At 65.8% G+C, this 26,208-nt stretch carries 23 protein-coding genes; 11 read left to right on the forward strand and 12 right to left on the reverse strand.

The genetic code is table 11. The features are described from left to right. The first annotated feature begins 58 nt into the window (after window positions 1–58). A complete protein-coding gene (locus FFS45_RS09170; protein WP_137954306.1) occupies window positions 59–1,147 on the forward strand; it encodes a PleD family two-component system response regulator in 1,089 nt (362 codons plus the stop codon). 144 nt (window positions 1,148–1,291) lie between these two features. On the opposite strand, the gene FFS45_RS09175 is transcribed toward FFS45_RS09170, so the two are convergent. Continuing rightward, window positions 1,292–1,570 carry an HU family DNA-binding protein gene (locus tag FFS45_RS09175; RefSeq protein WP_137954307.1) on the reverse strand — a complete coding sequence of 93 codons (279 nt, stop codon included), beginning with the start codon at window positions 1,568–1,570 and terminating at the stop codon, window positions 1,292–1,294. A gap of 441 nt (window positions 1,571–2,011) precedes the next feature. On the opposite strand from FFS45_RS09175, the gene FFS45_RS09180 reads away from it, so the two are divergent. The 3 genes from FFS45_RS09180 (at window position 2,012) to FFS45_RS09190 (ending at window position 5,562) form a co-directional block, all read left to right on the forward strand. Further along, the gene (locus FFS45_RS09180) at window positions 2,012–4,378 is read left to right on the forward strand and encodes a DNA polymerase II (RefSeq protein WP_137954308.1); all 2,367 of its coding nucleotides are present in this window, start codon (window positions 2,012–2,014) and stop codon (window positions 4,376–4,378) included. 185 nt (window positions 4,379–4,563) lie between these two features. After that, the gene (locus FFS45_RS09185) at window positions 4,564–4,839 is read left to right on the forward strand and encodes a DUF4148 domain-containing protein (protein WP_137954309.1); all 276 of its coding nucleotides are present in this window, start codon (window positions 4,564–4,566) and stop codon (window positions 4,837–4,839) included. A gap of 156 nt (window positions 4,840–4,995) precedes the next feature. Next, complete coding sequence (locus FFS45_RS09190) at window positions 4,996–5,562, forward strand: DUF4865 family protein (protein ID WP_137954310.1); 567 nt, start codon at window positions 4,996–4,998, stop codon at window positions 5,560–5,562. A gap of 19 nt (window positions 5,563–5,581) precedes the next feature. Here the strand turns inward: FFS45_RS09190 and FFS45_RS09195 are convergent, their stop codons facing one another. Continuing rightward, the gene (locus FFS45_RS09195; RefSeq protein WP_137954311.1) at window positions 5,582–6,169 is read right to left on the reverse strand and encodes a TetR/AcrR family transcriptional regulator; all 588 of its coding nucleotides are present in this window, start codon (window positions 6,167–6,169) and stop codon (window positions 5,582–5,584) included. A gap of 115 nt (window positions 6,170–6,284) precedes the next feature. On the opposite strand from FFS45_RS09195, the gene FFS45_RS09200 reads away from it, so the two are divergent. After that, window positions 6,285–6,821, forward strand: coding sequence for a tautomerase family protein (locus FFS45_RS09200; protein ID WP_137954312.1), 537 nt, complete (start codon window positions 6,285–6,287; stop codon window positions 6,819–6,821). 113 nt (window positions 6,822–6,934) lie between these two features. Further along, complete coding sequence (locus FFS45_RS09205) at window positions 6,935–7,330, forward strand: glyoxalase/bleomycin resistance/extradiol dioxygenase family protein (RefSeq protein ID WP_137954313.1); 396 nt, start codon at window positions 6,935–6,937, stop codon at window positions 7,328–7,330. 94 nt (window positions 7,331–7,424) lie between these two features. Here FFS45_RS09205 and FFS45_RS09210 read toward each other — a convergent pair whose 3' ends face one another. Continuing rightward, window positions 7,425–8,219, reverse strand: coding sequence for a hypothetical protein (locus tag FFS45_RS09210; RefSeq protein WP_137954314.1), 795 nt, complete (start codon window positions 8,217–8,219; stop codon window positions 7,425–7,427). Window positions 8,220–8,380: 161 nt separating this feature from the next. Here FFS45_RS09210 and FFS45_RS09215 point away from each other — a divergent pair, with 161 nt between their 5' ends. Beyond that, window positions 8,381–10,993 (forward strand): prolyl oligopeptidase family serine peptidase, encoded by a 2,613-nt coding sequence (locus FFS45_RS09215; RefSeq protein ID WP_137954315.1) that lies wholly within the window; start codon window positions 8,381–8,383, stop codon window positions 10,991–10,993. Between the two features lie 85 nt (window positions 10,994–11,078). Here the strand turns inward: FFS45_RS09215 and FFS45_RS09220 are convergent, their stop codons facing one another. Genes FFS45_RS09220 through FFS45_RS09230 form a run of 3 tightly spaced genes read right to left on the reverse strand, consistent with a single transcriptional unit; the run spans window position 11,079 to window position 15,803 of the window. Continuing rightward, window positions 11,079–12,038, reverse strand: a complete 960-nt coding sequence (locus FFS45_RS09220) for a DmsC/YnfH family molybdoenzyme membrane anchor subunit (protein WP_137954316.1) — start codon at window positions 12,036–12,038, stop codon at window positions 11,079–11,081. Further along, window positions 12,035–12,853: a 4Fe-4S dicluster domain-containing protein gene (locus tag FFS45_RS09225; RefSeq protein WP_249362733.1), complete on the reverse strand. Its 819-nt coding sequence runs from the start codon at window positions 12,851–12,853 to the stop codon at window positions 12,035–12,037. The genes FFS45_RS09220 and FFS45_RS09225 overlap by 4 nt, the downstream gene beginning before the upstream one ends. 13 nt (window positions 12,854–12,866) lie before the next feature. Continuing rightward, window positions 12,867–15,803, reverse strand: a complete 2,937-nt coding sequence (locus FFS45_RS09230) for a molybdopterin oxidoreductase family protein (RefSeq protein ID WP_137954317.1) — start codon at window positions 15,801–15,803, stop codon at window positions 12,867–12,869. A gap of 360 nt (window positions 15,804–16,163) precedes the next feature. Here FFS45_RS09230 and FFS45_RS09235 point away from each other — a divergent pair, with 360 nt between their 5' ends. Next, the gene (locus FFS45_RS09235) at window positions 16,164–17,456 is read left to right on the forward strand and encodes a tetratricopeptide repeat protein (protein WP_171029614.1); all 1,293 of its coding nucleotides are present in this window, start codon (window positions 16,164–16,166) and stop codon (window positions 17,454–17,456) included. Window positions 17,457–17,538: 82 nt separating this feature from the next. Here FFS45_RS09235 and FFS45_RS09240 read toward each other — a convergent pair whose 3' ends face one another. After that, window positions 17,539–17,991, reverse strand: coding sequence for a hypothetical protein (locus FFS45_RS09240; RefSeq protein WP_249362734.1), 453 nt, complete (start codon window positions 17,989–17,991; stop codon window positions 17,539–17,541). 348 nt (window positions 17,992–18,339) lie between these two features. Here FFS45_RS09240 and FFS45_RS09245 point away from each other — a divergent pair, with 348 nt between their 5' ends. The 3 genes from FFS45_RS09245 to FFS45_RS09255 all read left to right on the forward strand — a co-directional run bounded on the left by FFS45_RS09245 (window position 18,340) and on the right by FFS45_RS09255 (window position 21,082). Continuing rightward, window positions 18,340–18,915, forward strand: a complete 576-nt coding sequence (locus FFS45_RS09245; protein ID WP_137954319.1) for a DUF6622 family protein — start codon at window positions 18,340–18,342, stop codon at window positions 18,913–18,915. A gap of 201 nt (window positions 18,916–19,116) precedes the next feature. Further along, entirely contained in the window at window positions 19,117–20,211 is a 1,095-nt protein-coding gene (locus FFS45_RS09250) for a histidine kinase (protein ID WP_249362735.1), read from the forward strand. A 31-nt stretch (window positions 20,212–20,242) separates the two neighbouring features. Then, entirely contained in the window at window positions 20,243–21,082 is an 840-nt protein-coding gene (locus tag FFS45_RS09255; protein ID WP_137954320.1) for a LytTR family DNA-binding domain-containing protein, read from the forward strand. A gap of 75 nt (window positions 21,083–21,157) precedes the next feature. Here the strand turns inward: FFS45_RS09255 and FFS45_RS09260 are convergent, their stop codons facing one another. The 5 genes from FFS45_RS09260 to FFS45_RS09280 all read right to left on the reverse strand — a co-directional run bounded on the left by FFS45_RS09260 (window position 21,158) and on the right by FFS45_RS09280 (window position 26,091). Continuing rightward, entirely contained in the window at window positions 21,158–22,186 is a 1,029-nt protein-coding gene (locus tag FFS45_RS09260; RefSeq protein WP_137954364.1) for a sulfonate ABC transporter substrate-binding protein, read from the reverse strand. A gap of 162 nt (window positions 22,187–22,348) precedes the next feature. Further along, window positions 22,349–23,131, reverse strand: coding sequence for an ABC transporter substrate-binding protein (locus tag FFS45_RS09265; protein WP_137954321.1), 783 nt, complete (start codon window positions 23,129–23,131; stop codon window positions 22,349–22,351). Window positions 23,132–23,217: 86 nt separating this feature from the next. Next, the gene (locus FFS45_RS09270; protein ID WP_137954322.1) at window positions 23,218–24,651 is read right to left on the reverse strand and encodes an NAD(P)/FAD-dependent oxidoreductase; all 1,434 of its coding nucleotides are present in this window, start codon (window positions 24,649–24,651) and stop codon (window positions 23,218–23,220) included. Further along, entirely contained in the window at window positions 24,648–24,941 is a 294-nt protein-coding gene (locus FFS45_RS09275; RefSeq protein ID WP_137954323.1) for a (2Fe-2S)-binding protein, read from the reverse strand. The genes FFS45_RS09270 and FFS45_RS09275 overlap by 4 nt, the downstream gene beginning before the upstream one ends. Beyond that, window positions 24,934–26,091, reverse strand: coding sequence for an FAD-dependent oxidoreductase (locus tag FFS45_RS09280; RefSeq protein WP_283204753.1), 1,158 nt, complete (start codon window positions 26,089–26,091; stop codon window positions 24,934–24,936). Before FFS45_RS09280 ends, FFS45_RS09275 begins: the two co-directional genes overlap by 8 nt. Between the last annotated feature and the right edge of the window lie 117 nt (window positions 26,092–26,208).

Raw genomic sequence — 26,208 nt, forward strand, 5'->3', positions numbered from 1 at the left:
ATGAATAGAATGAATGGCACGACACGCGTGACACGGGTTTCCGGAACAGGTAACAGATATGGCAAATGATCAAACCGGCTCGCCTGACCAGCGAGCCACGACGCCCATTGCAAAAGACGGCGCCGACGCCACGCTCGAAGCGGCCCGGGCGGCGCTGCAGGTTCCGCTGCCGGCCGAACAGCCGGTCATGGTCCTGCTGGTGGACGACCAGGCGATTGTCGCGGAGGCGGTGCGCCAGGCGCTGGCGGGCGAAGACGGCATCGACTTCCACTACTGCGCGCGCGCCGACGAAGCGATGAAGGCCGCCGTTCAGACCCGGCCGACGGTCATCCTGCAGGATCTGGTGATGCCCGGCATCGACGGGCTGACGCTCGTCAAGGCGTACCGCGCGACGCCGGCTATCCGCGACGTGCCGATCATCGTGCTGTCCACCAAGGAGGAGCCGGTGATCAAAAGCGCGGCTTTTGCCGCCGGGGCGAACGATTACCTCGTCAAGCTGCCCGACCGCATCGAACTGGTGGCACGGCTGCGCTACCACTCGCGCTCGTATGTCAGCCTGCTGCAGCGCGACGAAGCCTACCGCGCGCTGCGCCAGTCGCAGCAGCAACTGATGGAGGCCAATCTGGAGCTGCGCCGGCTGACCCATTCGGACGGCCTGACCGGCCTCTCGAACCGGCGCTATCTCGACGAGTATCTCAGCGCCGAGTGGCGCCGCGGCACGCGCGACCGCGCGGAAATGTCGCTGTTGATGATCGACGTCGACAATTTCAAGCTTTACAACGACACCTACGGCCACGTGGCGGGCGACGAAGTGCTCAAGCAGATTGCCGCGACAGTGGAACGGTGCCTGGGACGGCCGGGCGACCTGGCTGCGCGCTTCGGTGGAGAGGAATTCGCGGTGGTATTGCCCGGCACGCAACTGCAGGGCGTGCGCACGCTGGCCGAAAAAATCCGCAGCGAGGTGGAGTCGCTGCAAGTGCCGCACGCCAATTCGTCAACGGGACAATTCGTGACCATCAGTATCGGCGGAGCCTCGGTCATTCCGACCGGCGAAGCGCCGATGACTTCGCTTATCGAAGCCGCGGACCTGGCGTTGTACAAGGCGAAGCGCGACGGCAAGAATCAGGTGGCGCTCACTGGAGACTGAGGGAGGACCGAGGGGAGACTGCCGGAGGATTGAAACACATCGGAAACGGGCTCGCCGCGCCGGCCAGCCGGCACGCTACGAGCCCGTAAGCACCGCGCAGCGCCTCCCTGAGGGGTGGCGGCCGCGCGGAGATCGACGCAACGATCAGGAAGCGTTGACCGCGTCCTTGAACGCCTTGCCGGCGGTAAACTTCACCGTCTTGGCCGCAGCGATCTGGATTTCCGCGCCGGTTGACGGGTTACGGCCGACGCGCGCAGCGCGGGCGCCGGTCGAGAACGCTCCGAAGCCGATCAGCTGAACGGTTTCTCCTTGAGACACCGCGTTCGTCACCGCTTCGATGATCGCATCGATCGACTTGCCGGTGGCCGTCTTGCTTTCGCCCGTCGCTGCCGCAACTGCGTCAATCAGTTCCTGCTTGTTCATTGCACATCCCTTTCTGTATTGATAGAACCGGCGCCTTCAAACAGCGCCAGACCCGCCACCCTACCTCATCCGGGCGCTTCTACGCAAACCCGCGGCACCGCGAGTGCCCGGCTGGACACCCTCGTTGCAGGCTACGACAGGCCCGCGGGCGGCTCAGTTCCCAGCGCGGTGCCAGACGCGGTACCAGGCGCGGCCCCCCGTTCCGGGCGTCTGGACGCCGTCCGGACGGGCGCCGGGAACCGCCATGTTACCGCACCCTCGCCGCAGAAGGCACGCCAGGCAAGGGTTTGCCGACATTTACACACTACGTTTCCTTACCCTCGGGGCCGCCGGCGGGGGCGCGCCGGCCCCGCCTGGCATGCCTGCGGGGAGCGGCTTGGGGGCGATTGGCAAGTAAAATAGTCTCTAAACGGGTAGATAACGGGTTCATAAAGGGTTGCAGTGGTTCAACAACAGCAGGGTTTTCTTCTGACCCGACATTGGCGGGACACGCCGGCTGGCACGGAAGTCGACTTCTGGCTGGCGACCGAGAGCGGCCCGCAACACGTGCGCCTGCCGCCCCAGACCTCGGTCGCGTTCATCCCGGCCGAGCAGCACCAGCAGGCCGAATGGGTGCTGCGCAACGAACGCCAGGTCGAACTGCGCCCGCTCGCACTGACCGATTTTCAGCAGCGCCCCGTCCTCGGCCTGTATTGCCGCCAATACCGTCAGTTGCTGAAGCTCGAAAAACTGCTGAAAGACTTCGGTGTGGACGTCTACGAAGCGGATATCCGCCCGCCCGAGCGCTACCTGATGGAGCGCTTCATCACCGCGCCGGTGGTGTTCGGCGGCGAGGCTGCCGGCGCGGGGCACTGGCTCAACGGGGAGATGAAACCCGAAACGGCGTATCGCCCGGCCTTGAAACTCGTCTCGCTCGATATTGAAACCACCGCGCACGGCGAGCTGTACTCGATCGCGCTGGAGGGCTGCGGGCAGCGTCAGGTGTATATGCTCGGACCGCCGAACGGCGACGCCGGCGGCCTCGATTTCGAGCTCGAGTATTGCGACACGCGCGCCCTGCTGCTGGAAAAGCTCAATGGCTGGATGGCGCGGCACGATCCCGACGCGGTGATCGGCTGGAACCTGGTGCAGTTCGATTTGCGCGTGCTGCAGGAGCATTCGCAGCGCTATCAGACACCGTTGCGGCTCGGCCGCGGCGGCGACGTGATGGAGTGGCGTGAGCACGGCGGTAATCAGAACCATTTCTTCGCGGCTGCGGCGGGCCGCCTGATTATCGACGGCATCGAGGCCCTGCGCTCCGCCACCTGGAGCTTCCCGAGCTTCAGCCTCGAATATGTCGCCCAGGAACTGCTCGGCGAAGGCAAATCGATCGACAATCCTTATCAGCGCATGGCGGAAATTGACCGGCGCTTCGCCGAGGACAAGCCGGCACTGGCCCGCTACAACCTCAAGGACTGCGAACTGGTTACGCGGATTTTCGCTAAAACCGAGTTGCTCAACTTCCTGCTGGAGCGCGCCACCGTGACCGGGCTCGCCGCGGATCGCAGCGGCGGCTCGGTGGCGGCATTTACGCATCTGTACATGCCGCTCATGCACCGTCAGGGCTATGTCGCGCCGAATCTCGGCGATACGGCGGGAGAAGCGAGCCCCGGCGGCTTCGTGATGGATTCCCAGCCGGGTCTCTACGATTCGGTGCTGGTGCTCGACTACAAGAGCCTCTACCCCTCCATCATCCGCACGTTTCTGATCGACCCGGTGGGGCTTGTCGAGGGAATACGCAATCCGGACGAGAGCGCCTCGGTCGCCGGTTTTCGCGGCGCACATTTCTCGCGCAACAAGCATAGCCTGCCCGCTATCGTCGGACAGGTCTGGCAGGCGCGCGAGGCCGCCAAGCGGCAACAGAACAAGCCGCTATCGCAGGCGTTGAAGATCATCATGAACTCGTTTTACGGCGTGCTCGGTTCGAGCGGCTGCCGCTTCTTCGACCCGCGGCTCGCCTCCTCCATTACGATGCGCGGCCACGAGATCATGCACCGTACCCGCGAGCTGATCGAGGCCCGCGGCTATCAGGTCATTTACGGCGACACCGACTCCACTTTCGTCTGGTTAAAGCGGGCCCGTTCCGAGGAACAGGCCACGCATATCGGCCGCGCGCTCGTCAAATACGTGAATGAATGGTGGCGCGAACACCTGCAGCAGACCTTCGGCCTCGCGAGCGCGCTCGAATTGCAGTTCGAGACGCATTACCGGCGCTTTCTCATGCCTACCGTTCGCGGCGCCGAGCAAGGCAGCAAGAAGCGTTACGCCGGACTGGTGACCAGGCCGGACGGCAGCGACGAGATGATCTTCAAAGGCCTGGAGACGGTGCGCACCGACTGGACCCCGCTCGCGCAGCAGTTCCAGCGCGAACTCTATCTGCGCATCTTCAAGCAGCAGCCATATCAGGACTATGTGCGCGACTATGTGGAGCGCACGGTGAAGGGCGAGTTCGACGACTTGCTGGTGTACCGGCGACGCTTGCGCCGCAATCTGGACGACTATCAACGCAACGTGCCGCCGCACGCGCGGGCGGCACGCATGGCCGACGAATTCAACCTGCAGCAAGGCCGCCCCCTGCAGTATCAGAACGGCGGCTGGATTACCTATGTGATGACCGTGGCCGGCCCCGAACCGCTTGAGACGCAACGCGCGGCGATCGACTACGACCACTACCTGACACGCCAGCTACAGCCGGTCGCCGATGCGATCCTGCCGTTTCTCGGTGACGACTTTTCTGCGTTGATGACGGGGCAAAAAGAGCTGTTTTAACACCCGCCAGCCGGCGCGAACGCCACCGCCTTCATCCCCACGTCCGGCGCAATACTGAGTTGTGCAAACCCGTGCAAAGACAGGCACGCCGCGTTACTAAAATGTAGCCACACGGGCCTGTCGTGCCGCGTCTGGCGCTGCACCGGCGTCAGTGGCCCATCATCGAATCCTGCAGGGAGCACACAATGAAAAAACTAGCCTATGCTGTCGCCGCATTATCTTTGCTCGCCGCGCCGCTTGCCGCGTTCGCGCAGTCGGCCAACGAACCCCTCACACGCGCGCAGGTCCGCGAACAACTGGTCGAGGTCGAACAGGCCGGCTACAATCCCGGCGCAACCAACGATTACAACTATCCCGCGGATATCCAGGCCGCCGAAGCGCGCATAGCGGCCCGCAAGCAGACGCAAGGCACCGACGGCTACGGTCCGTCCACGAACGGATCGGCGCAGTCGAGCCAGTAAGCCATGCGGCCGGGCACGATGCCCCAGCACGCGGCGGTGCGCTGACTGCGCGCCGGCGATTTACTTCCCTTATCACAGCTATCGCGATGCGGGTCTTCACTGAAGGCCCGCATCGGTGCACACTGCGAACGGTTCCTTCAGACTACGGAGCACGACATGTTCGCGATGCAATATTCACACCGGCTGCCCGCCGACTACGATATGCAGATCATCCGTCAGCGCGTGGCCCAGCGCGGCCCACTGTGGGATGACACGCAGGGCCTCGTCTGCAAGGTGTTTGCCGTGCAGGAGCGCAACCGCAATGGCGCAGCAGGCAATCTCTACGCATCGGTATATCTGTGGTCCGATTCGGATGCGACGGTTCGCTTTCTGATGGGTGAGCGTTTCCAGGCGGTGATCGATTCATTTGGCCGGCCGCAGATCGAAACCTGGTTGCCGCTCGATGCGCGGCGTGGACACGCGAGCAACGCGGTCTCGCTCTACCGGGACGAGCGCGCGCTAAAGGCCACTGAGGATCGCGCGGCATTGCAGGCGCGGGAGATCGAAGCCAACCGCGAGATAGCCGCACGGGCCGACACCGTTGCGGTCTGGGCGGCGCTCGATTTGTCGGCCTGGCGCCTGATCCGGTTTACGCTTTCGTCGGCGCCCGCCGATCCCGCTCGCGGTGGCGAAGTCTACGACGTGATGCATCTTGCACGACCGGGGATCGATGGGCTGAAATGAGCGCCTTGCTCGAACCCGCTCATTCGGCCACGCCGCCCAACAGCTTCACCGCCTGCTGAACCGCCGCGGCGATCTGTTCTCCGGTCGCCTCGCTCGGCACGGCTCGCGCCAGCGTCACGCCGCCCGCCAGCAACGACAGCAATACCCAGGCCCTCGCCTCGCGCTCGGCCTGGGTGCCCTCCGGCAAACCCGCCGCGACCGCCGCCATGACGCGCTGCAACTCGCCCTCGTAGGCCGTACGCGCCGCCAGATCCGACCGCTCGATCTCCGCCGACAGACTCGGCAAGGTGCAGGCGTCGCCCAGTTCGCAGGTCCGCTTGTAACCCATGTAGAACGCGGCAAATACCCCCAGCCAGTTCTTGCCATGCTCGGCGCGCAAGCTTTCCACGGCCTGCCGCAAATCCTGCAGGCCCTGCGCCACCGCGGCGGCGAAAGCCTCCGCCTTGGAGCGGAAATGCCCGTAAAACGCCCCGTGCGTCACACCCGCCTCGCGCGCAAGACCGTCCACGCCGCTGCCGCCATAACCCTGCTTGCGAAAGCCCCGCCCGAGCGCATCCACCAGCCGGGCGCGGCTCTCTTCCTTATGCCCTTGCGCATAGCGCGCCATGCCAGCTCTCCTTTTACATGACGATCGTCACATAATTCTTGATTAAATTACGATCCCAATATAATTTACCGGGGAAGCGCTGGCAATTGCCGGCGCATATCCCGAGGAGAATCGTATGCCTTTGCTACGTATCACCCACCAGCGCGGCGCCTTTACCACCGCCCAGAAGGCCCAGCTCGCCGAACAGCTCACCGCGGCGATCCTGGTTGCAGAGGTCGGCGCCGACACCCCTGCCGGCCGCGCCGTAGCCTATGTGCTGTTCGACGAAGTGGATCCGAAAACGCAGTGGTTCGTCGGTGGCAAGCCCGATCTCGATCCACCGAAGGGCGGCCGCTTCCTGTTCGACGTGGTCTACCCGTATGGCGCCGCCTCGCAGGTGGACAAGAGCGCCCTGCATGCGCGGATCAATGCGATCGTGGCCGAGACGCTCGACGTTGACGGCACGTTTCCGCAGCGCGGCGGCGACTGGGTGCTGATCCACGAAGTGCCGGATGGCAACTGGGGCGCAAGCGGCCAGACCATTGGCATTCGCGAGATCAATCAGGTCGCGGGAGGCACACCGCAGCGAGCGGAATTCTTCGAGCCGCTGCTGGCTGCGCAGGAACGGATGCATGTAGCCCACGGCTATCCCGAGCAAGCAAGGCGGTCGTGAGCGGGGCTTGAACCGTGTCTCCGCGGCAATTGAGCGTCTTGTGACCCACCCAAGCTGATTCCTGTCATCCTTTGCCTGAACCCGTGCAAATCATCTGATTAGGATTCCGTATCATGCAGCTTTCCAACTATCTGTTCTTCACGACGGACTGCGAGCCGGCGCTCAGCTTCTACACGCAATGCGGTCTGGGGCGCGTGACTGAACTGATGCGTCACGGCGAAGCGGGCATGCCGGTGCGCAACGAAGCCATGCGCGGGCGGGTCATGCACGCCAGGTTCGAGGGACCGGGCGTGCTGTTTTATGCGTCCGATAACGACGACGCGGAGCCCATGCGTGGGTCCGCCCACATCCTGACGATGGACAGCCCGGCGCAGACGGAGACGCTGTTTGGCCAACTCGCGGCGGGAGGCATTATTACCACCGCGCTCGGCCTGCAACCTTGGGGGACGTTCTACGGCAAGCTGACGGACCGGTTCGGCGTGCAGTGGATGCTGAACTGCCCGGTGTGAGTCTCCGACATGGGTGCTATCGCCCTACCCGAGCCGTGCGCTTCGCGCGGCTCGAGTAGGCCAGGGTCGAACCTGCAATGGCGCGGTGACGTGCTTACTCAGCCGCCACGGCGTCCCGCGCCACGGCCTGCGCACGGCTTGCGCTCGCCAGACGCCGGGTGCAGCCCTGCACGCAGATAGCCAGTGCGGCCGCTTCCAGAAACGCAACGAGCGGCGCCTGATGCGGCAGTACAAACGCCAGCAACAGGCAGAACGCCGCGAATGAAAACCGCCCGAGCACCATGCCGCGCAGCAATGCAATGACGAAGTCGGCGCCATGAGCGCGATGCGACGACACGGACAGCACACTGCCGAGCAACGGAAACACCGCGAGCAAGCCGCTCCAGCTCGCGCCGGCCCAGCCGGACAGCGAGGTCACCAAGAGCGTGAGCGCCATCCCCGCGAGCATGCTGCTGATGAGGTCAGTGGGGCTCAACGTTGCGCCGGCAGCGACAGCCGTGCTGCGCGGCAGGAAGGATTGCCCGAACAGCACCGCCGCCAGCGCCGCGCCGAGCGCCCAGAGCGGCGAAGCGGGCAGGAACGACAGCGCGCACGCCGCGGCCAGCCAGGCAGCAAGCGCCGCCGCAAGCGCGATGGGCCACGCGCGGGCGCGGCAAGTCCAGGCATAGGCAAAATTGAAGGCTTCGGAGGCGAGAATCGCCGAAAGCGAGAGCGTGGCGGCATGCGCGCCGAATTGCGGCCCGTGGGCCAGCACCAGCAGATAGAGAATCGGCCCCGCCACCACCGGCAGCCCGGCGAGCCAGCCTGCAACGGATGGCCCCCACCACTTGCCCGACATGGACACGACCAACAGGAACACGGGGACAAGCGTGAGCTTGAGTGCCAGCATGACGGGATCGCACGGATATAAAGGCGGATCTTACCAAACCGGTTTGCCGCGCCGGGCGAAGATTTGACATACGTGCCCGAGGCCCGGCGCCCGCCGCATGCAATACTGCGCGTTGTGCTTCATCTGACGACTTCATTTCCGCAAAACCAGCCACGCCGACGATGACCTCTCACTCCGTCACATCCCCTCTCGCCATTGCCGCGTTCGTCCTGTCGATCACCGCTCAAGCCGCACTCGCCCAGCCGACCACCACGGCGGCGCCGGCGCCCGCCGTGGCGCAGTCCGCCGCTTCGGGTTACAACCAGCCGTCCAAAGCGATCCTCGATGTGATACTGGCACCGCCGCAGCCGGCGCCGGTCGTGAGCCCGAGCGCGGACCGGGCGCTGCTGGTCACCTGGCAGGAATATCCGTCCATTGCGCGGGTCGCGACGCCGTTCCTGGCTCTCGCGGGCGTGCGCATCGAACCTGCCAACCGTAGCCGGCACGACACGCCCGGCGGTTATGGCATCCCGGCGTGTGCAACCCGCTTCGAGCTGACGCGGTTCGCGGGCGGCGCCACGCTGCCGGTCGCGCTGCCGGCCGGTGTCTGCGCAACCCGTCCGCGCTGGAACGCCGACGGCAAGCGCTTCGCCTTCGAAAACGTGACCGCGCATTCGGTCGAACTGTGGGTCGGCGATGGCGAAACGGGCGCGGTCCGCCGCATTCCGGGTGTGCAGTTGAACCCGATGTTCGCCGACGAGCTGAACTGGATGCCCAACCAGACCTCCCTGCTCGTCAAGCTGGTTCCCGCGCACAGCGGCCCGCCGCCGGTAGCCACCGAGGCATCGGTCGGCCCGAGCATCCAGGAGTCCGACGGCAAGCGTGGCCAAAGCAGCACTTACGAGGCGCGCGATACGCTCAGGAACGTGCAGGACGAAGCGCTGTTCGACTACTACGGCGCCTCGCAGCTCGCCCTGGTCGACACACGCACGGCCGCTGTCACGCCGCTCGGGACACCCGCGCTGTTCGACGGCATCGCACCGGCGCCGGACGGCCGGCACGTGCTGGTGTCGACGATCCAGCGGCCGTATTCCTACGTCACGACCGCCGAGCGCTTCCCGCACGATTACACGGTGTGGGACATCGCGAACCGCACGCACATCGCCACGCACCGGATCGTGTCGCGCCCGCTGGCCGACCGGGTGCCGGTTGGTGGCGTGCCGCTCGGGCCGCGCAACTTCTCATGGCGGCCAACCGACCCGGCCACGCTCGTGTGGGCGGAAGCACTGGACCAGGGCGACTGGAACGTCGACGTGCCGGAGCGCGACAAGGTGATGATGCTCAAGGCGCCGTTCGACAGCGCGCCGCGTGAAGTGACGCGCCTGCACCAGCGCTTTGCGGGCTTCGGATGGACTTCGCAGCCCGATCTCGCGCTGCTTAGCGAGTACGACCACAACCGCCACTGGCAACGCACCTTCCTCGTCGATGTCGATGCCGCGCAACTCACGCAGCGGGTGCTGTGGGACATGTCGAGCGACGAACAATACGCGGACCCCGGCACGCCGGTCACCCGCATGCAGCCGAACGGCTTCCGGGTGATCCGTATCGACAACGGTGCAATTTTCCTCGCCGGCGAAGGCGCCTCGCCGGCCGGCAGCCGGCCGTTCCTCGACCGCCTCGACCTCGCGACCCTGAAGACCGAGCGCCTGTTCCGCAGCGACAAGACGGCTTATGAGTTCTTCGTGGCATTCACCGGCGAGGGCACGCAGTCGTTCCTGACGTGGCACCAGACACCGGCCGATCCGCCGAACCTGTTCGAGCGCACGCTCGGCGCCCCGGTCGACGCGCCCGAGGGTGAGGCCCGCTATGCATCGAGCGAGACCGCCATCACGCATCTGATCGATCCGACGCCGGTGGTGCGCCAGATCAAGAAGCGTCTGGTGAAATACAAGCGCGCCGACGGCGTCGACCTGTCGTTCACGCTCTACACGCCGCCCGGCTATCAGGAAGGCACGCGGGTACCGGCGATCCTGTACGCCTACCCGCTCGACTACGCCGATGCGGCGACGGCTGGCCAGGTAAGCGGTTCCGAGCAGACCTTCACGCGCCTGAAGAACTACCGGCTGATGCTGCTGGCCGGCTACGCGATCATCGACAACGTCTCGTTCCCGATCATCGGCGATCCGAAGCATGCCTACGACACCTACAATGAGCAGCTCGTGGCCGACGCCAAGGCTGCGGTCGATGAGGCGGTGCGGCTCGGCGTCGTCGATCCGGAGCGCATCGGCGTGACCGGTCACAGTCATGGCGCGCTGATGACGGCCAATCTGCTGGCGCATTCCAACCTGTTCCGCGCCGGCGTGGCGACGAGCGGCTCCTACAACAAGACGCTCACGCCGTTCGGCTTCCAGAACGAGCGGCGCTCGGTGTGGCAAGCCGAGGATGTCTATCTGAAGGTGTCGCCGTTCTTCTACGCCGACCAGTTGAAGACGCCGCTCCTGATCGTGCACGGCATGGACGACGCGAATCCAGGCACGACCCCGCTGCAGGCGACGCTGCTATACGAAGCACTGCGCGGCAACGGCGGCACGACCCGGCTGGTGATGCTGCCGCATGAGCCGCACTGGTACTCGGCGCTTGAATCGAATGAGCAGCTCGCGTATGAGATGCAGCGGTGGTTTGATCGCTATGTGAAGGATGCGCCGCCGCGGGCGGCCGCTGCGCAACCGGCCGCGGCGGCGTCGGGTGGGTCGGGTGCGGCGGTTCCTGCGGTTGCGGCGTCACACGCTGAATGATGGGTGTCCGCGTCGGCGGCAGGCGTTAACGCCTGCCGCCGGCAGCGGGAACGAAACTGCCTGAGAGCCGCACTGCCAAGCGCCCTCAGGCAGCCTGCCCATAATAAAGATTCTGCGGATGCCGTGCTTCCGCGAAGAAGAACCAGCGCTCAGCAACCAGCCCTGCGTACTGCACGGTACACGCCGCACACAGCAGCCAGAACGAGGCTGCCAAAGACGCCACACTGCCACCCAACGCGATCAACACCACCGGCACAGCAAACGCAGCAACCAGAAAAGTCCACTTGATCCGGCGCAGCGCCTGTGGCGTCTTGCCGTGAAAGAACTCGCGCAGATTGAATGCACCGGCCGTAAACCCGCGCGACTTCTGCTCCAGTTTCGCCGCCTTGATGCCGGTCGCGCTCTGCACGGTCGATTTAGGCCGCAGGCGAGCATTGCGCAGCAGCGATGCCACACGGCTCGCGCCACCCGCCAGCGTCAACGCACCCGCCCAGACAGCCAATCCGGCCACCAGCCCCGGCGCAAACCAGGCGGCGCAGGCGGTCGCGATCGTGAAGCCCGACGCGCAACCGAGCAGCACGAAATTGACCATCGTCAGCGGCGTGGCCCATTCCTGCAGAAAACGCAGGCACGCATAAATCATCGAAGTACACACGAACAGCACGAGGCTGGCGAGCACACCCAAAGCGCCAATCCCGAGAGACCACGATGAGCCGAGCCAGTGCGCTACGCCATACGCAAAAGCACAGCCCAGAAACACCGGCAAAGCAAGGCATTCGCGCGACAGCCATGATGTCCGCCACATCGCAATGGCCCGCCAGGCGCGCTCGGGATGGCCGAGATGGAAAAACGAAGCCAGCAGTCCAAGGCCACCCAGCACGACCGAGAGCGCCGCACCGAGCACAAAGAACATCTGCGGCGGCACAGCGCCGGCCGTAACCAGCCCAAGCCGCACGGCCAGTTCAACGCCGAATAGCGCGATCAGCAGTCCCTGCCCCGCGCCGCTCAGCGTGGTCAGAAACACGACGGAAAATGCGGGCTTCATGCGCCCCTCCCCAGACTCAGGATATTGAAGACGCGCTCGAACATGCCGGCGACGGGTCCGCGCCGCTCGGCGCGCGACTGTCCTTGCGTAAGCGGAGCATCGACATCAGCACGCGCGCGAGGCGCGCTCGTGGTGTCCGCAACCAAAGCCTCGGCGCCGCTCTGCGACTTGCATGAGCAGGCCTCGCCACCGCAGCCCGTGGTTTTCTGGCGCGGCAGATAGTGATTGGCGGGCCTGGTCTCCCACTCCGGCATCAATTGATAGCCGCCGCGCTCGCGGATCGCCTGCGACACCACCGACTCCGGATCGTGAATGTCGCCGAAAAGCCGCGCCGAAGTCGGGCAGGCCAGCACGCAGGCCGGCTTGCGATCGCGCTCAGGCAACGCCTCGTTATGGATGCGATCCGCGCACAGCGTGCACTTGGTCATCTCCTGGCGCTCTTCGTCGAGCTCGCGTGCGCCGTAGGGACAAGCCCATGCGCAGTATTTGCAGCCGATGCATTTGTCGAAGTCCACCAGCACGAGCCCGTCTTCCTTGCGCTTATAGCTCGCACCGGTCGGACAGACCGGCACGCACGGCGGGTCTTCGCAGTGCAGGCACGACTTGGGAAAGTGGATTGTATCGGTGAGCGGAAACTCGCCGGCTTCGAAGGTCTGCACGCGGTTGAAGAACGTGCCGGATGGATCGGCGTCGTAGGGACGCAGGTCGGCCAGGCTGCCGGCCTCGCCCGACGTGTTCCATTCCTTGCAGCTCGTCACGCAGGCATGGCACCCCACGCAGACGTTCAGATCGATTACGAGCGCCATCTGGGTCATTGCAGGTTCCTCATCATTTTTGCTTGCCGGCGCCACGCAGGCGCGCCGCGAACTCGCCGCGGCCGGCGAAGTAGGTTTGCACGATGCGGCGGGCCAACCCGGCCTGGGGTGCGCCCGTCGATCCCGGCAACGGTTGCATCGGGGCGAATTGCGGCAAGGTGTGATCCGCGTCGGCTTCGGCTGGATAGACGCGCACCCGCACGTCGTACCAGGCCGCCTGCCCGGTGATCGGATCGGAGTTCGACATACGGGTCTCGCCTGGCGTGGCGCCGGGCAACTCGTCGGTGATCAGGTGATTGAGCAGGAAGCCGCGCTGCGATTCGTTGGCGTCCGCTCCGAGATTCCAGGCGCCCGCGGCCTTGCCGATCGCGTTCCAGGTCCATACCGTGCCCGGCTCCACCGCCTCGCTGTAACGCGCCATGCAGCGCACCTTGCCCCACGGCGATTCGACGTAGATCCAGCCGCCGTCGCCGATGCCCTGCTCGCGCGCCATCAATGGATTCATGAACAGGTAGTTCTCGCCATGGATCTGCCGCAGCCAGGCGTTTTGCGAGTCCCACGAGTGGTACATCGCCATCGGCCTTTGCGTGACGGCGGCCAGCGGAAAACGCGCGCGATCCGTGGCGGCGAGCTCGAGCGGCTCGTACCAGAACGGCAGCGGATCGAAGTAACGCTCGACGCGTGCACGCAGATGCTCAGGCGGTTGCCGTCCCGCCGTTTTGCCTTGCGCGGCGAGGCGGAATTTCTGCATCACATCCGAGTAGAGCTGGATCACGATCGGCGTGTCGAACTTGCGAAAGCCGTTCTCGACCGACCACTTCAGATACGGGCCATTCACGCCGCGCATGTATTGCAGCGTTTCCGGCAAGGTGTAATGAAACACACAGTTGTGGCTCGCATACTGTTCCCATTGGTTCGGGTTCGGCTCGCCCACCAGCGCCTTGTCGCCGTCCTTGCCGCGCCAGCCGATCAGGAACCCCACGCCGGAATCCGGTGCAGTCTGGAAGTTGACGATGAAGTCCGGATAGTCGCGGAACTTGCGCGTGCCCTCTTTGGTGGTGAAGGCGGGCAGCTTCAGGCGGCTCGCCAGTTCGATCAGCACTTCCTGGAACGGCTTGCACTCGCCGGTGGGCGGCACTACCGGCACGCGCACGGAATCCACCGGGCCGTCGAACTCCGAGATCGGCCGGTCGAGCACCGACATCGCATCGTGGCGCTCCAGGTAGGTCGTGTCGGGCAGGATCAGGTCGGCGAACGCGGTCATCTCCGACTGAAAGGCGTCGCAGACCACCAGGAACGGGATCTTGTATTCGCCGTTCTCGTGCTTGTCCGCGAGCATCTTGCGCACTTCGACCGTGTTCATCGACGAGTTCCACGCCATGTTGGCCATGAAAATCAGCAGCGTGTCGATCGGGTAAGGATCGCCGCGCCACGCGTTGGTGATCACGCTATGCATCAGGCCGTGCACGGCCAGCGGGTATTCCCATGAGAACGCCTTGTCGATCCGCACCGGCTCGCCGGCGCCGTCGATAAACAGGTCCTCGGGCGCAGCCGGCCAGCCGAGCGGCCCATTGGCGAGCGGTGTGTTCGGCTGCACCGCATCGGGGGTGTTCGGCGGTTTGGCCGAGGGCGGCACTGCGCGCGGATACGGTGACTTGTGGCGAAAGCCGCCGGGCCGGTCGATCGTGCCGAGCAGCGACATCAGCACCGCCAGTGCGCGGATCGACTGAAAGCCGTTTGAATGAGCCGCGAGGCCGCGCATTGCGTGAAAAGCAATCGGATTGCCGGTCACGGTCTCGTGCGTTTCGCCCCACGCGTCGGTCCACGGGATTGGCAAGCTGATCTTGTGATCGCGTGCCGTCTGCGCCATTTCGCGCGCGAGGCGGCGGATCACCTCCGCGGGAATGCCGGTGATATCCGACGCCCATTCCGGTGTGGTGTCCGCCACGCGTTCACGCAGCAAGGCGAACGACGGCGCCACGGGCGTGCCGTCGTCGAGCGTGTAATTGCCCTCGAGAGCGGGCTGCGCGCCCGGCGTGTGATGCCGAACCGCGCGTTGGGTCTTCAGATCCCACCACAGGTGGTTTTGCGGAAACAGCGGATTGACCTCGGGCAGACCCGGCTCGCGCACGAACAGCCCAAACGCGTCGCTGGCAGCGTTCATGTCGAGCAGTTCGGCCGCGTTCGTATAGCGTGTGACGAACTCGCGGTCGTAAGCGCCGGTTGCGAGCAGTTCGTGAATCAGCGCCATGAACAGTGCGCCGTCGGTGCCGGGGCGGATCGGCACCCATTCGTCGGCAATCGCCGCGTAGCCAGTGCGGATCGGGTTGATGGCGATAAAGCGGCCGCCCGCGCGCTTGAACTTCGAGAGCGCGATTTTCAGCGGATTGGAGTGATGGTCCTCGGCGGTGCCGATCATGAAGAACAGCTTCGCGTTGTCGAGATCGGGGCCGCCGAACTCCCAGAACGAGCCGCCGATCGTATAGATCATCCCGGCCGCCATATTGGCCGAGCAGAAACCGCCGTGGGCCGCGTAATTGGGCGTGCCGAACTGCCTGGCGAACAGGCCGGTGAGCGCCTGCATCTGGTCGCGGCCGGTGAAGAGGGCAAACTTTTTCGGATCGGTGGCGCGCAGATGGGCGAGGCGCTTTTCGAGCGTCGCAAACGCCACCTCCCACGAGACCGGTTCGAACTGTGCGCTGCCGCGCTCGGCGCCCGCTTTGCGCATCAGCGGCTGCGTCAGGCGCGCGGGCGAGTACTGCTTCATGATGCCCGACGAGCCCTTCGCGCAGATCACGCCCTGATTGAGCGGATGCTCGGGGTTGCCATCGATATAGCGCACTTCGCCGTCGCGCAGATGCACGCGGATGCCGCAGCGGCAGGCGCACATGTAGCACGTGGTGGTTTTGACCTCGAGTTTTTCGTTTTGCGTGCGCGGATGGTGTTCCATCGATACCTCCTTGGGTCTTGCCGGCTGCATGAACCGCGTGACGCCCGCTATTGCCACGCTGACGCACTGCGGTAGGGCCGCGGCAGCGTACCCGTGCATCCTAAGTCGGTTATATGCAAATGAAAAATCGTTATTTAGCATCCAATATATCGTGTGCGCCGATAGTTTCAGAACCTTGCGTGTTGGTGTGCCGATGGTAGGCGCAGCAGTAAAATGGCGCGAGTTGCCTTGGTACGGCACGCGGGCCTCGCTGTGGTCTTGAAAAGGCCTTGAAATAGCCGCCACGCGGCCATGAAGAAGTGCCGAACGTTCCATCTGAAAGACACCGCTTGCCGCCTTCGAGCGCCAACCACCTGTCGCATGAACCAGCAGCCTCCGCAACGCCGCACGTCCGGTGCCGGCCTTCAGCTTGTCGATGCGGCACTCGACGCCCAGCAAAAGGGCGACTTCGCCTCTGCCGAAAGCCTGTACCGCGCCGCGCTCGAAACCGGCGATCACCAGGGCGTGGCTCACAACAACCTCGCCAATCTGCTGCGCAAGTCGGGCCGCTTGCCGGAGGCCGTGGATCACTACCGGCGCGCGCTCGAGGCGCTGCCGGACGCCGCGCAGATCCGCGCGAACCTGGCGGACACGCTCGAAGGCCTGCGGCGCTATGAGGAAGCCGAGACCGAGTATCGCCGCGCGCTCGAACTGCAGCCCGACGACCCGGAAGTGCGCTTCAACTATGGACTGATGCTGCTCGCCGCGGGCCGTTATGCCCAAGCCTGGCCGCATTACGAAGCCCGTTCGCAGGTATTCCGCGAGCATGGCGCCCTGCCGTTTCCGCAATGGCGCGGCGAGGATCTGCAGGGCAAGACGCTCCTGCTGCTGCCCGAGCAGGGTTATGGCGACACCATTCAGTTTGTCCGCTATGCGAGCCTGCTGAAGGCACGCGGCCTGGCGAAGCTCTCGGTGGTTTGCAAACCGGCGCTGGCGCCGCTGCTACGGACCGTGCACGGCATCGACGCGCTGATCACCGACCCGCAAGCGCTGCACGCGCACGATTACTGGGACTCGCTGCTGAGCCTGCCGGGCCGCTTCGGCACGACGCTGGAGTCCATCCCCGCGGCGATTCCCTATGTCGGCGTGTTCACCCAGCGCCTCGAGAAGTGGCGTGCGCGGCTGGCGGGCGACGGCATCCGCGTCGGGCTCGTCTGGAAGGGCAACCCCGCACACGACAACGACGCCGAGCGCTCGCTGCGTCATTTCTCCGAGTTGCTGCCACTGTGGTCAGTGCCCGGCGTGCGTTTCGTCAGCTTGCAGGTGGGTGGCGCCGAGGCCGAGGCGCGGGCATGTGCGGCGCGGCAGCCGGCGCTGTGCGTGGGTGAGGAGATTGGCGACTTCGGCGACACCGCCGCGATTGTCGCGCAGCTCAATCTGGTGATCTGCGTCGACACCGCCATCGCTCACCTGGCCGGCGCGCTAGGCGTGGCCTGCTGGCTGATGCTGCCGCGCCGGGGCGTCGACTGGCGCTGGCACCGCACAGGCACGCAGTCGCCGTGGTACCCCAAGGATATGTATCTGTTCCGTCCGCGCGATTCAGACGGGAACTGGCAAGGCGTGATCAGCGACGTGAAAGATGCGCTGGCGGACGTGCTGCGCGAGCGGAGCTGAATCGGTCTGGCGTGCCGCGACGTAACCCGGACTTGACCCGGACTTGACCCTCTTGCCTGTCGGCTCGTCGGCCGGGCCCGGCTCAATTGCTCTTGCACACCACCGCCGTCATCACCAGCGGCAGGACATCATGCACCGCCGCCGCGCTGCCGGCATCATGCAGATGCACCTTGACCGAATCGCTCGCGCCGAACACCACGACGCCGTACAACGACCCCGTCATGGCCTGGCCGCTGCCCTTGTGAAATAGCTGGTCGTTCTGGTCGTAGCCGAGCACCGCATAGACCCGGAAGCCGAAGGCGGTCAGCTCGCTGCCGCGCGTGGGGCGAAACGCGTTGACGGAGTTCGCTTCCACATGCATCGGTTCCGCTTCGATGAACTGGTCGCTTTGCAGCGAAGCAATAAAGCTATGCGCGTTGGAGCTGCAATCCAGTTGCGCGTCGAGTTCGTACGCCGCCGACGAGATCGTATAGAGGGTCGCGCCGATCGCGGCCAGCAGGCCCAGCGCGTTGGGAAAGCACAGTCTCATGGTCATGCAACCTCTATCCTGGCAGGTGTCCGGCATGCGGAGCCCGTTCCCAACGTAGGACCTTCGCCCCGCTCCTTCTGTACGGCAACCATCAGTGCAGATTACATAGGCTTTCAGGCACGCGATCAGGAGCACCCGCACCGGGCGCGTGCAGAGGCCCGCGCGCCTTGCGCATTCGGAAGCCTGCGCGCCGGGCAAGCTCAGAGGCCCGCGCGCCAGCCACGCTTCGCGCCTGAGCCGGACCGTTTCGCGCCACTGCTCGTCATTTTGTCGCAAACCGCTCGAACATGGCGGCAAGCCGGCTGAACATGTGCGGCATCGCAACCTTCGTTGATAGACAAGGAGCCCACCACCATGTTCAACGACATTTTCCGGCAGACGCCCGACTGGCTCTGGGGCTGGGACATGCCCGCCGCCATGCTCGACGGCATACTCCAGCACACCCCCGACTGGGTCTGGGGCGTACTCGCCGCGCTGCTCGCAACCGGGTTCAAGCAGACAGTACCGCGCCGCAGATCGTTGCGCAGCGCCACCGGCTTGCCCGTTGTGATGGCCATCCTGTCGCTTTACGGCCTCACGTCCGCATTTTCCGGTCAAGCGACGGCGCTCTTCACCTGGGCTGCCGGCGTGGCGGTCGTCCTGACCGGGTGTCAATCCTTGCGTGTGTGGGGCGAGGTGCGCTGGCTCGAAGCCGAGCGCAGCGTGCTGATGCCCGGTAGCTGGCTGCCGCTCGTCTTGATGCTCGGGGTGTTCTGCATCAAGTTCGGTGTCGGCGTAGCGCTGGCGACCAGTCCCGGGCTTGGCGCCGACACTGGGGTAGCCGCCCTTGCGGGCCTCGCCTACGGCGCGTTTAGCGGTGCCTTCCTGTCCCGCGCGCTGACGGTGTGGCGCGTGGTACGGCAGGCGACGTCGCGCGATGCCGCATATTGATCCGGCGCGCGGCACTCAGCCGGCTGGACTGGCGTGCAGAATGGCGCGGCCTTCCCCAGGCGCTCCCACAGGACCCGGGCGCCGAGCCGTTACAATCCGCTGCACGGACCGGAGCGCGCGGCCGGTGTCCGCACAACCTGCCCACCCTCGCCGCCATCCCTCGCCAAACCGCTTGACCCGCCTCCGAACCCGGACAGCCCCATGCCCTCGTACCGCATCATGTTCAACTGGCTTTGGCGTGAACTGAGGATCACGATTCTCATCGCACTGGCGAGCACTTTCCTGTTCACCCCGTTTTCGGATACGGCGATTCTTACCAATCTGATCTACTCGTGCACCGTTACGCTGTGTATTCAGGCGTTGATCGAAGCGGGCCGCTACGGCTTCTCGACGAAACCTGTCCGGCCAGGCGCCGCCAGCCCGGATACCCCGTCAGGCAACCCGGTAGCGCAGCGGCGCTGGCCCGGTTGGGCGTTGATGGCGCCGTGGGTGGCCATGTCCGCGGCGGTGGGTTATCTGGGCGGCCATGCGCTGGGCGACCTGCTGACCGGCACGCATCACCCGGCGCCCGGTTTCCTGCGCAATATGCAAACGCTGCTGCCGGCTCTCGCGCCCGCGTTTGCCGTCTCGATCGGCTTCACGTATTTTTTCTATGCCCGCGGCCGCCTCGCCGCGAGCGAAGCGCAGGCCCAGGCCGCGCGGCGCACCGCCGCCGAGAATCAGCTCAAGCTGCTGGTGTCGCAGCTTGAGCCGCATATGCTGTTCAATACGCTCGCCAACCTGCGCGTGCTGATCGGCCAGGATCCGCCGCGGGCCCAGGCCATGCTCGACCATCTGAACGGCTTCCTGCGCGCCACGCTCGACGCCTCGCGCTCGGACTCGCATGCGCTTTCCGCCGAGTTTGCGCGAATCGCCGATTACCTCGAGTTGATGCAGGTACGCATGGGGCCACGGCTGCGCGGCACACTCGATCTACCCGCCGATCTCAGCAGTTTGCCGGTGCCGCCGCTGCTGCTGCAGCCGCTGGTCGAAAATGCCGTCAAGCACGGCCTCGAACCGAGCGTGTCGGGGGGACAGATTGAAGTCAGCGCGCGGCGCGACGGCCACGGCCTCTGCCTGAGCGTGCGCGACACCGGCGTGGGCCTTGGCGCGGCGGCGCATGGCAGCCGCTTCGGCATGCAACAGGTGCGTGAACGGCTCGTGGCCCTGTACGGCGACGCAGCCTCCCTTGAACTGACCACGCCCGCTGACGGCCGCGGCGGTGCGCTCGCCGTTGTGCGCCTGCCCGTTGCTTGAGCGCCGGCCGCCTCTTTTTGGGTCTCCACTTATGTACGCCACAGCCCTGATCGCCGAAGACGAACCCTTGCTCGCCGCCAACCTGCAAGCCGAGCTGATCCGCCTGTGGCCCGAAATGCGTATTGTCGCGAGCGTTGGCGACGGTGCCTCGGCGCTGCAGCAGGGGCTTGCGCTGCAACCGGACCTGCTGTTCCTCGATATCCGCATGCCGGGCATGAGCGGCCTCGAAACCGCGCAGGCGCTGGCAGAAGACTGGCCCGACTCGGGCCGGCCCTTGCCGCTGCTCGTGTTCGTCACCGCCTACGATGAATATGCGCTGCAAGCGTTCGAACGCGCCGCGCTCGACTATGTCCTCAAGCCCGTGCAACCCGAGCGGCTCGCCAAAACCTGCGAGCGCCTGCAAGCGGCGTTGCAGGCGCGTGAGCAAACGCAGGCGGAGGAAGCGGCGCTGGCGCCGATGATCGATCAGTTGCGCGCACTGTTCGGCGCCGCGGCGCCTCGCGCAGCGAGCCTCGACCCTGCGGCCGCCACGGCGAAGGCCGCCGCCCCGTTGCGCATGATCCAGGCGAGCGCCGGCAACACGATCACAATGATTCCGGTCGGCGAGGTGTTGTACTTCGAGGCGGCGGACAAGTACGTGCGGGTCATGACGGCCGAGCGCGAACACCTGATTCGCACCTCGTTGCGCGACCTGCTGCTGCAACTCGACCCGCAGCAGTTCTGGCAGATCCATCGCGGCACGGTGGTGCGCGCCGACGCGATTGCCAGCGCCTCGCGCGACGAGTCGGGCAAGCTGACGCTCAACCTGCGTAGCCATCCGGCGAAACTGAGCGTGAGCCGCCTGTATGCCGATCAGTTCAAGGGCATGTAGTGCGGCTGCCGGGTACCGCCCGGCGTACCTGGTGCACCGGTCATGCCCGGAGTCCCCGTTTGCGCCAGGGTCCGATCACCCCTCGCTGTTCCAGCGCGCATCCGCGACGGTCAGCCTCTTCGGAATCAGCTTGAGGTCGCTGAACGTGTCGGCAATCTGCTGCTGGTAGGCGAGGGTCGCATCGGTGATCGGCTGCACGCCGTAGCCGGCGCGTCCGAGCGCGACTTCGAGCGTGGCGGTATCGAGACCGACGAGCGGCGACAACTGCGCGGCCACCGCAGGAATGTTGCCGCGCCCCCACGTGTCCACCTCGTTCAGTTCGTCGAGCAGCGTATGCAGCACTTGCGGCTGCGCTTCGGCGAACTTGCGGGTGGCGACGTAATACTGCGTGTTGCGCACGAGCCCTTCGCCATTGGTCAGCACGCGCGCATTTGCTTGACGCTCGATCGCGGCCAGATACGGATCCCAGATCACCCATGCGTCGACACTGCGCTGCACGAAGGCTGCGCGGGCGTCGGCCGGGGTCAGATAGACCGGCACGATGTCCGTGTAAGCGAGACCCGCGCGCTGCAATGCCTTGACCAGCAGGAAGTGCACGTTCGAGCCGCGATTGAGCGCGACTTTCTTGCCACGCAGGTCGGCCACCGTTTTGACCGGCGAATCCTGCTGCACCACCAGCGCCTCGCCCTTGGGCGCCGGCGGTTCGTTGGCGATATAGACAAAGTCGACGCCCGCGGCCTGCGCGAAGATGGGCGGCGTTTCGCCGACCGTGCCGACATCCACCGCGCCCGCATTCAGGCCTTCCAGCAGTTGCGGCCCGGCGGGAAATTCCAGCCACTGCACGCTGACACCTTGCGATGCAAGTCTCTTTTCGAGCGTGCCGTGTGCCTTCAGGACAACGAAGTTACCGTATTTCTGAAAGCCGATGCGTAGCGTTTTCGGATTGCCTTGCGCCAGCGCGGGCTGGCTCGCCAGCAACGCGCCGGCCCCTCCCGCCAGCGCGGCGCCGGTCCCGACGGCCAACGCCGCGGCTGCTTTCAGAAGCGAACGACGGCTGGCATCGGCCGGCTGTGCGTCGCGGTTGGTCTGTCCTGATGAAGCCATATGCGTCCTTTGCAAGTTCATGACGGCTCGATGCGCCGCAAGCGGGCGGCCCATCGCCGTCGCGACGTCTAGGATAAGGACGCGTCAGCGCGAGGCGAACCAATCAATGCGCATATGCAAAGCAGGTGGCGTGGGAAGGACGGCACGCGCGCCAGATGCGCCTCACTGCCCGTACATATCGAAGTCGAAATACTTCGCTTCGATCCGCTTGTAGGTGCCGTCGCGCAGCATTTCCGCGATGGCGCCGTTAAGCGCCTCGCGCAAGTCCGTATCGCTCTTGCGCACCCCGGCTGCGTCGCCGTCGCCCATGATTTTGCGGTCGTACACGGTGCCGCCCGCAAATGCAAAGCCCTGGCCACGCGGCGTGTCGAGGAAACCCAACTGGGCCTGCACCGCATCCACCAGAACGCCGTCCACCCGGCCGGTGGCCAGATCCGCATACGCCTGATCGTAGTTGGGGTAGGCCGTCAACTCGACGCCAAGCGGCGCCCACTTCTCACGCACGTAGGTCTCCTGCAAGGTCCCCTGCTCCACTGCGATTTTCTTGCCCGCCAGTCTGGCGCCGTCCGGCAGCAGGCTTGAACCCTTCGCGGTCACGAGCCGCACCTGGTTGCGGTACAGACGGTCGGTGAAGTCGATCTGCTCGCGGCGTTTCGCGGTGGCCGCCATCGACGACAGAATCACGTCGAACTTGCGTGCCTGCAAAGCGGGGATCAAGCCGTCGAAGCTCGACTGCACCCAGACGCATTTCGCCTTCAGTTTGGCGCAGAGGGCATTGCCGAGGTCCACGTCGAAGCCGACCACCGAGCCGTCCTTGGCGACGGATTCAAACGGCGGATAGGTGGCGTCGACGCCGAACCGGATCGTGGTCCATTCTTTCGCCGACGCCGCGCATGACAGCGCCATCAACACGACGGATGCAGCCAGTTTCCAGCTTCGTTTCATCACAGCACTCCGGGCAATGAGATCAATGGGACAACAGTTGCGGCGCGCTCTTGTGCCGATCTTCTGCATAAAGGCGCCCGCCTCGTTCAACTTGGAAATTCGCCGCGTTCCAACGGGTCGCCGGAGGGCATGGCGGTTGCGATCTCCGCGATGCTCACGGGGTTGATCGGCGCGCGGATGCGGTAGTAACCGACTTCTTCCGGCTGCCGCCCCTGCACCTCAGCCAGCAGTTCCGCTACGGTCGTGCCGCACCAGCGTCCCTGGCACGGTCCCATGCCGCAGCGCGAAAACGCCTTCATCTGGTTCGGGCCGGTGCAGCCGAGCCGGGCAATGCGCCGGATCTCGCCCGCGCTGACCTCTTCGCAGCGGCACACAATGACGTCGTCGCCCGGACGGCGCAGCGCCGTTTCGGGCGTGTACATGGCGTCGAGCAAGGGGCGGATGGCGAGATGACGGCGCGTGGACGAACGGGCTGCGCGCGCGGCGCGGTTGCGGGTTGCGGTATCGATACGTGCGAGCGCGGCGGCGATATCGAGCGCGGCCAGCTCACCCGCGCGTTCGGCGACCTTGGCGCCGCCGATGCCCGCGCCGTCGCCGGCAATCCATACACGCGGCACGCTGCTGCGGCCCCAGGAGTCGACTTGCGGACGCCAGCAGGCCTGCCTCGCGTCCCAGCGATGCGCGCAGCCTAGCGAACGCGCCGCATTGGTGCGCGGCACCACGCCCTGATGCAGCAATACCTGGCTGGCCGGAAAGGCATGCAGATGGGCGCCGACCCGAAACCGCAGCGCATAGGCGTGCGTCTCGCCGAGCACTTCGAGTTCTTGCGCGGCCCGGTAGACCTCGACGCCTGCGCGCCGCACCGTGTGCATCATGCGCATGCCCTTGAGCAGATAGTCGGGCGCCAGCAAGGCGCGCGGCAGATAGCGCAACGCGGCGCGGGATGCACCACGCGGCGTGGTGTCGACAACCGCGCGAATCGTGCGCCCCGCCCTCAGCAGTTGCGACGCGTAGAGCCAGAGCAGCGGCCCGCTGCCGGCCAGCACCGTATCCGCGCCGGGCGCGAGGCCGCCGGATTTCAGCAAGGTCTGTGCGGCGCCCACCCCCATCACCCCCGGCAAGGTCCAGCCAGGCACCGGCCACGGCCGCTCCTGCGCACCGGTGGCGAGCAGCACGGCTTGCGCGTGGACTTGCAGCGTGCCACCGTGGGCGCCGCGACAGGTCAGCATGGCGCTGGGCGTCGGCGCCGCTTCGATCTGCCAGACCAGCGTCTGTGCAAGGTACTGCGCGCCACTCGCGAGGAAGCTGGCAATCAGTCCCTGTCCGCTCGCGTATTCGGCGCCGAGTATGGCGGGATCTGCCAGTGGCGAGTCAGCCGCCGCGCGGTAAATCTGGCCGCCCGGTTGCACGGCCTCGTCGGCGACGATCACCGAAAGCCCCTGACGACGCGCCGTCAGCGCCGCCGCCATGCCGGCGGGCCCGGCGCCGACGATTAACAGGTCGCAGCGTAGTTCGCTCATGCCAGCCTCGCCTTGCCTTGCATCGCCCGCACCTGCATGCCCTCGCGGACCGGCGTCATGCAGCCCTGCACGTTCGGCACGCCGTCCACCTCGACGAGGCACTCGAAGCACACCCCCATCATGCAAAACGGCCCGCGCGGCGCGGCGCTTATCGCGGAGGTCCGGCACGCATCCCAGCCATTCGCAAGCAAGGCGGCGGCGACCGTGAAACTGTCCGGCACCTGAACCGTCCGGCCGTCGATCTCAATCGAACAGGTAGCGGCCGCCTTCAGCGGCAATAACTCAAACATGATGGCTCAGTGCAGAAGCATGGAAACGGGCTGTGGTGAAAGCGTCGAGCACAGCGGGACGCGGGCCGCCGGCCATCCACGGCGCCAGCAGGTCCGCATGGGCGGCCGCCAGCGTCACGCCGCTATGGCAAATGGCCATGAAAGCGCCGGGGTGCGCGGGCGATTCCTCGTACACCGGCAAGCCGTCCGGCGTCATGATGCGCAGCGCCCCCCAGGCGCGCACGATGCGCGCCTGGGCAAGCAGCGGAAACGCGGTCTGGGCGCGCCGTGCGATGTCGGACATGATGGCGCGGCTGGTGCCGTCGTCGAAACCGACGTTTTCCGCGGAGTCGCCCAGCATGACCGAGCCCTCGCGCGTTTGCCGCACCACGAGCGTGGGGTAGTCGAGAAACGGCGCGAGCTTTTCGGTGACCATGATCTGGCCACGCAATGGGGTGATCGGGGCGTCGAGACCGACCATCGGTCCAAGGCGCGCGTTGCCGAGACCCGCCGCCAGCACGATCCGCCCTGTCTCCAGCGTGGCGCGCCTCGTCACGACGGTGAAGCTGCCGCTATGGGGAATCACGTCGGTCACTTCATGCTGAGGCAGGTACACGCCGCCGAGCGCCTGAAACGCCTCATGCAGCGCCCGCAACGTGAACAACGGGTTCGCATGGCCGTCGTTGCGCGAGTACAGGGCGCCGGCGAGTCCGGCTGACGCAGCGGGAATGCGCCGGCGCAGCGCGGCCGTATCAAACACCTCGTAGTCGAGCCCGGCGTCGCGCTCATGCAGCGACTCGAGCAACCGCCGGCCGTCCTCCAGTTGCTGCGCGCCCTCGCATAACTCGAAGCCGCCCGGCCGGACAAAACACGGATTGACCCCGGTCTCGCGCAGCAATTGCGCCGCGAATGCGCCCCAGCGCCGCGACGAATCGAGCGACCACTGTGCGTAGGGCAGGCAGCGGCTGCCCTTGCCCTGTACCCAGACCAGCCCGAAATTGCCGCGGGCGGCGCGATACGCGGAGTCGTCGCCATCGCAGACCGCGACCCGTTGGCCGGTCCGCGCCAGGCCATAGGCGAGCGCCATGCCCACCAGTCCGCCGCCAGCCACGACCACATCGAAGCTCCGCGCCGCGCGGCGCGCCTGCTGTGCCTGTGTCTGGGCGCTCACCCGAGCCGCCAAGGCATCGATCCGATATTATGGGTGTCCGCCACGCGTCAAGTCCCCTATAGAAGGCAATGGGCTCAACTTTCGGGCTAGCGAAAGGACGCGTCAAATACCGTTTTT

The organism is Burkholderia sp. 4M9327F10 (genome assembly GCF_005503145.1).
Taxonomy (GTDB): Bacteria; Pseudomonadota; Gammaproteobacteria; order Burkholderiales; family Burkholderiaceae; genus Paraburkholderia.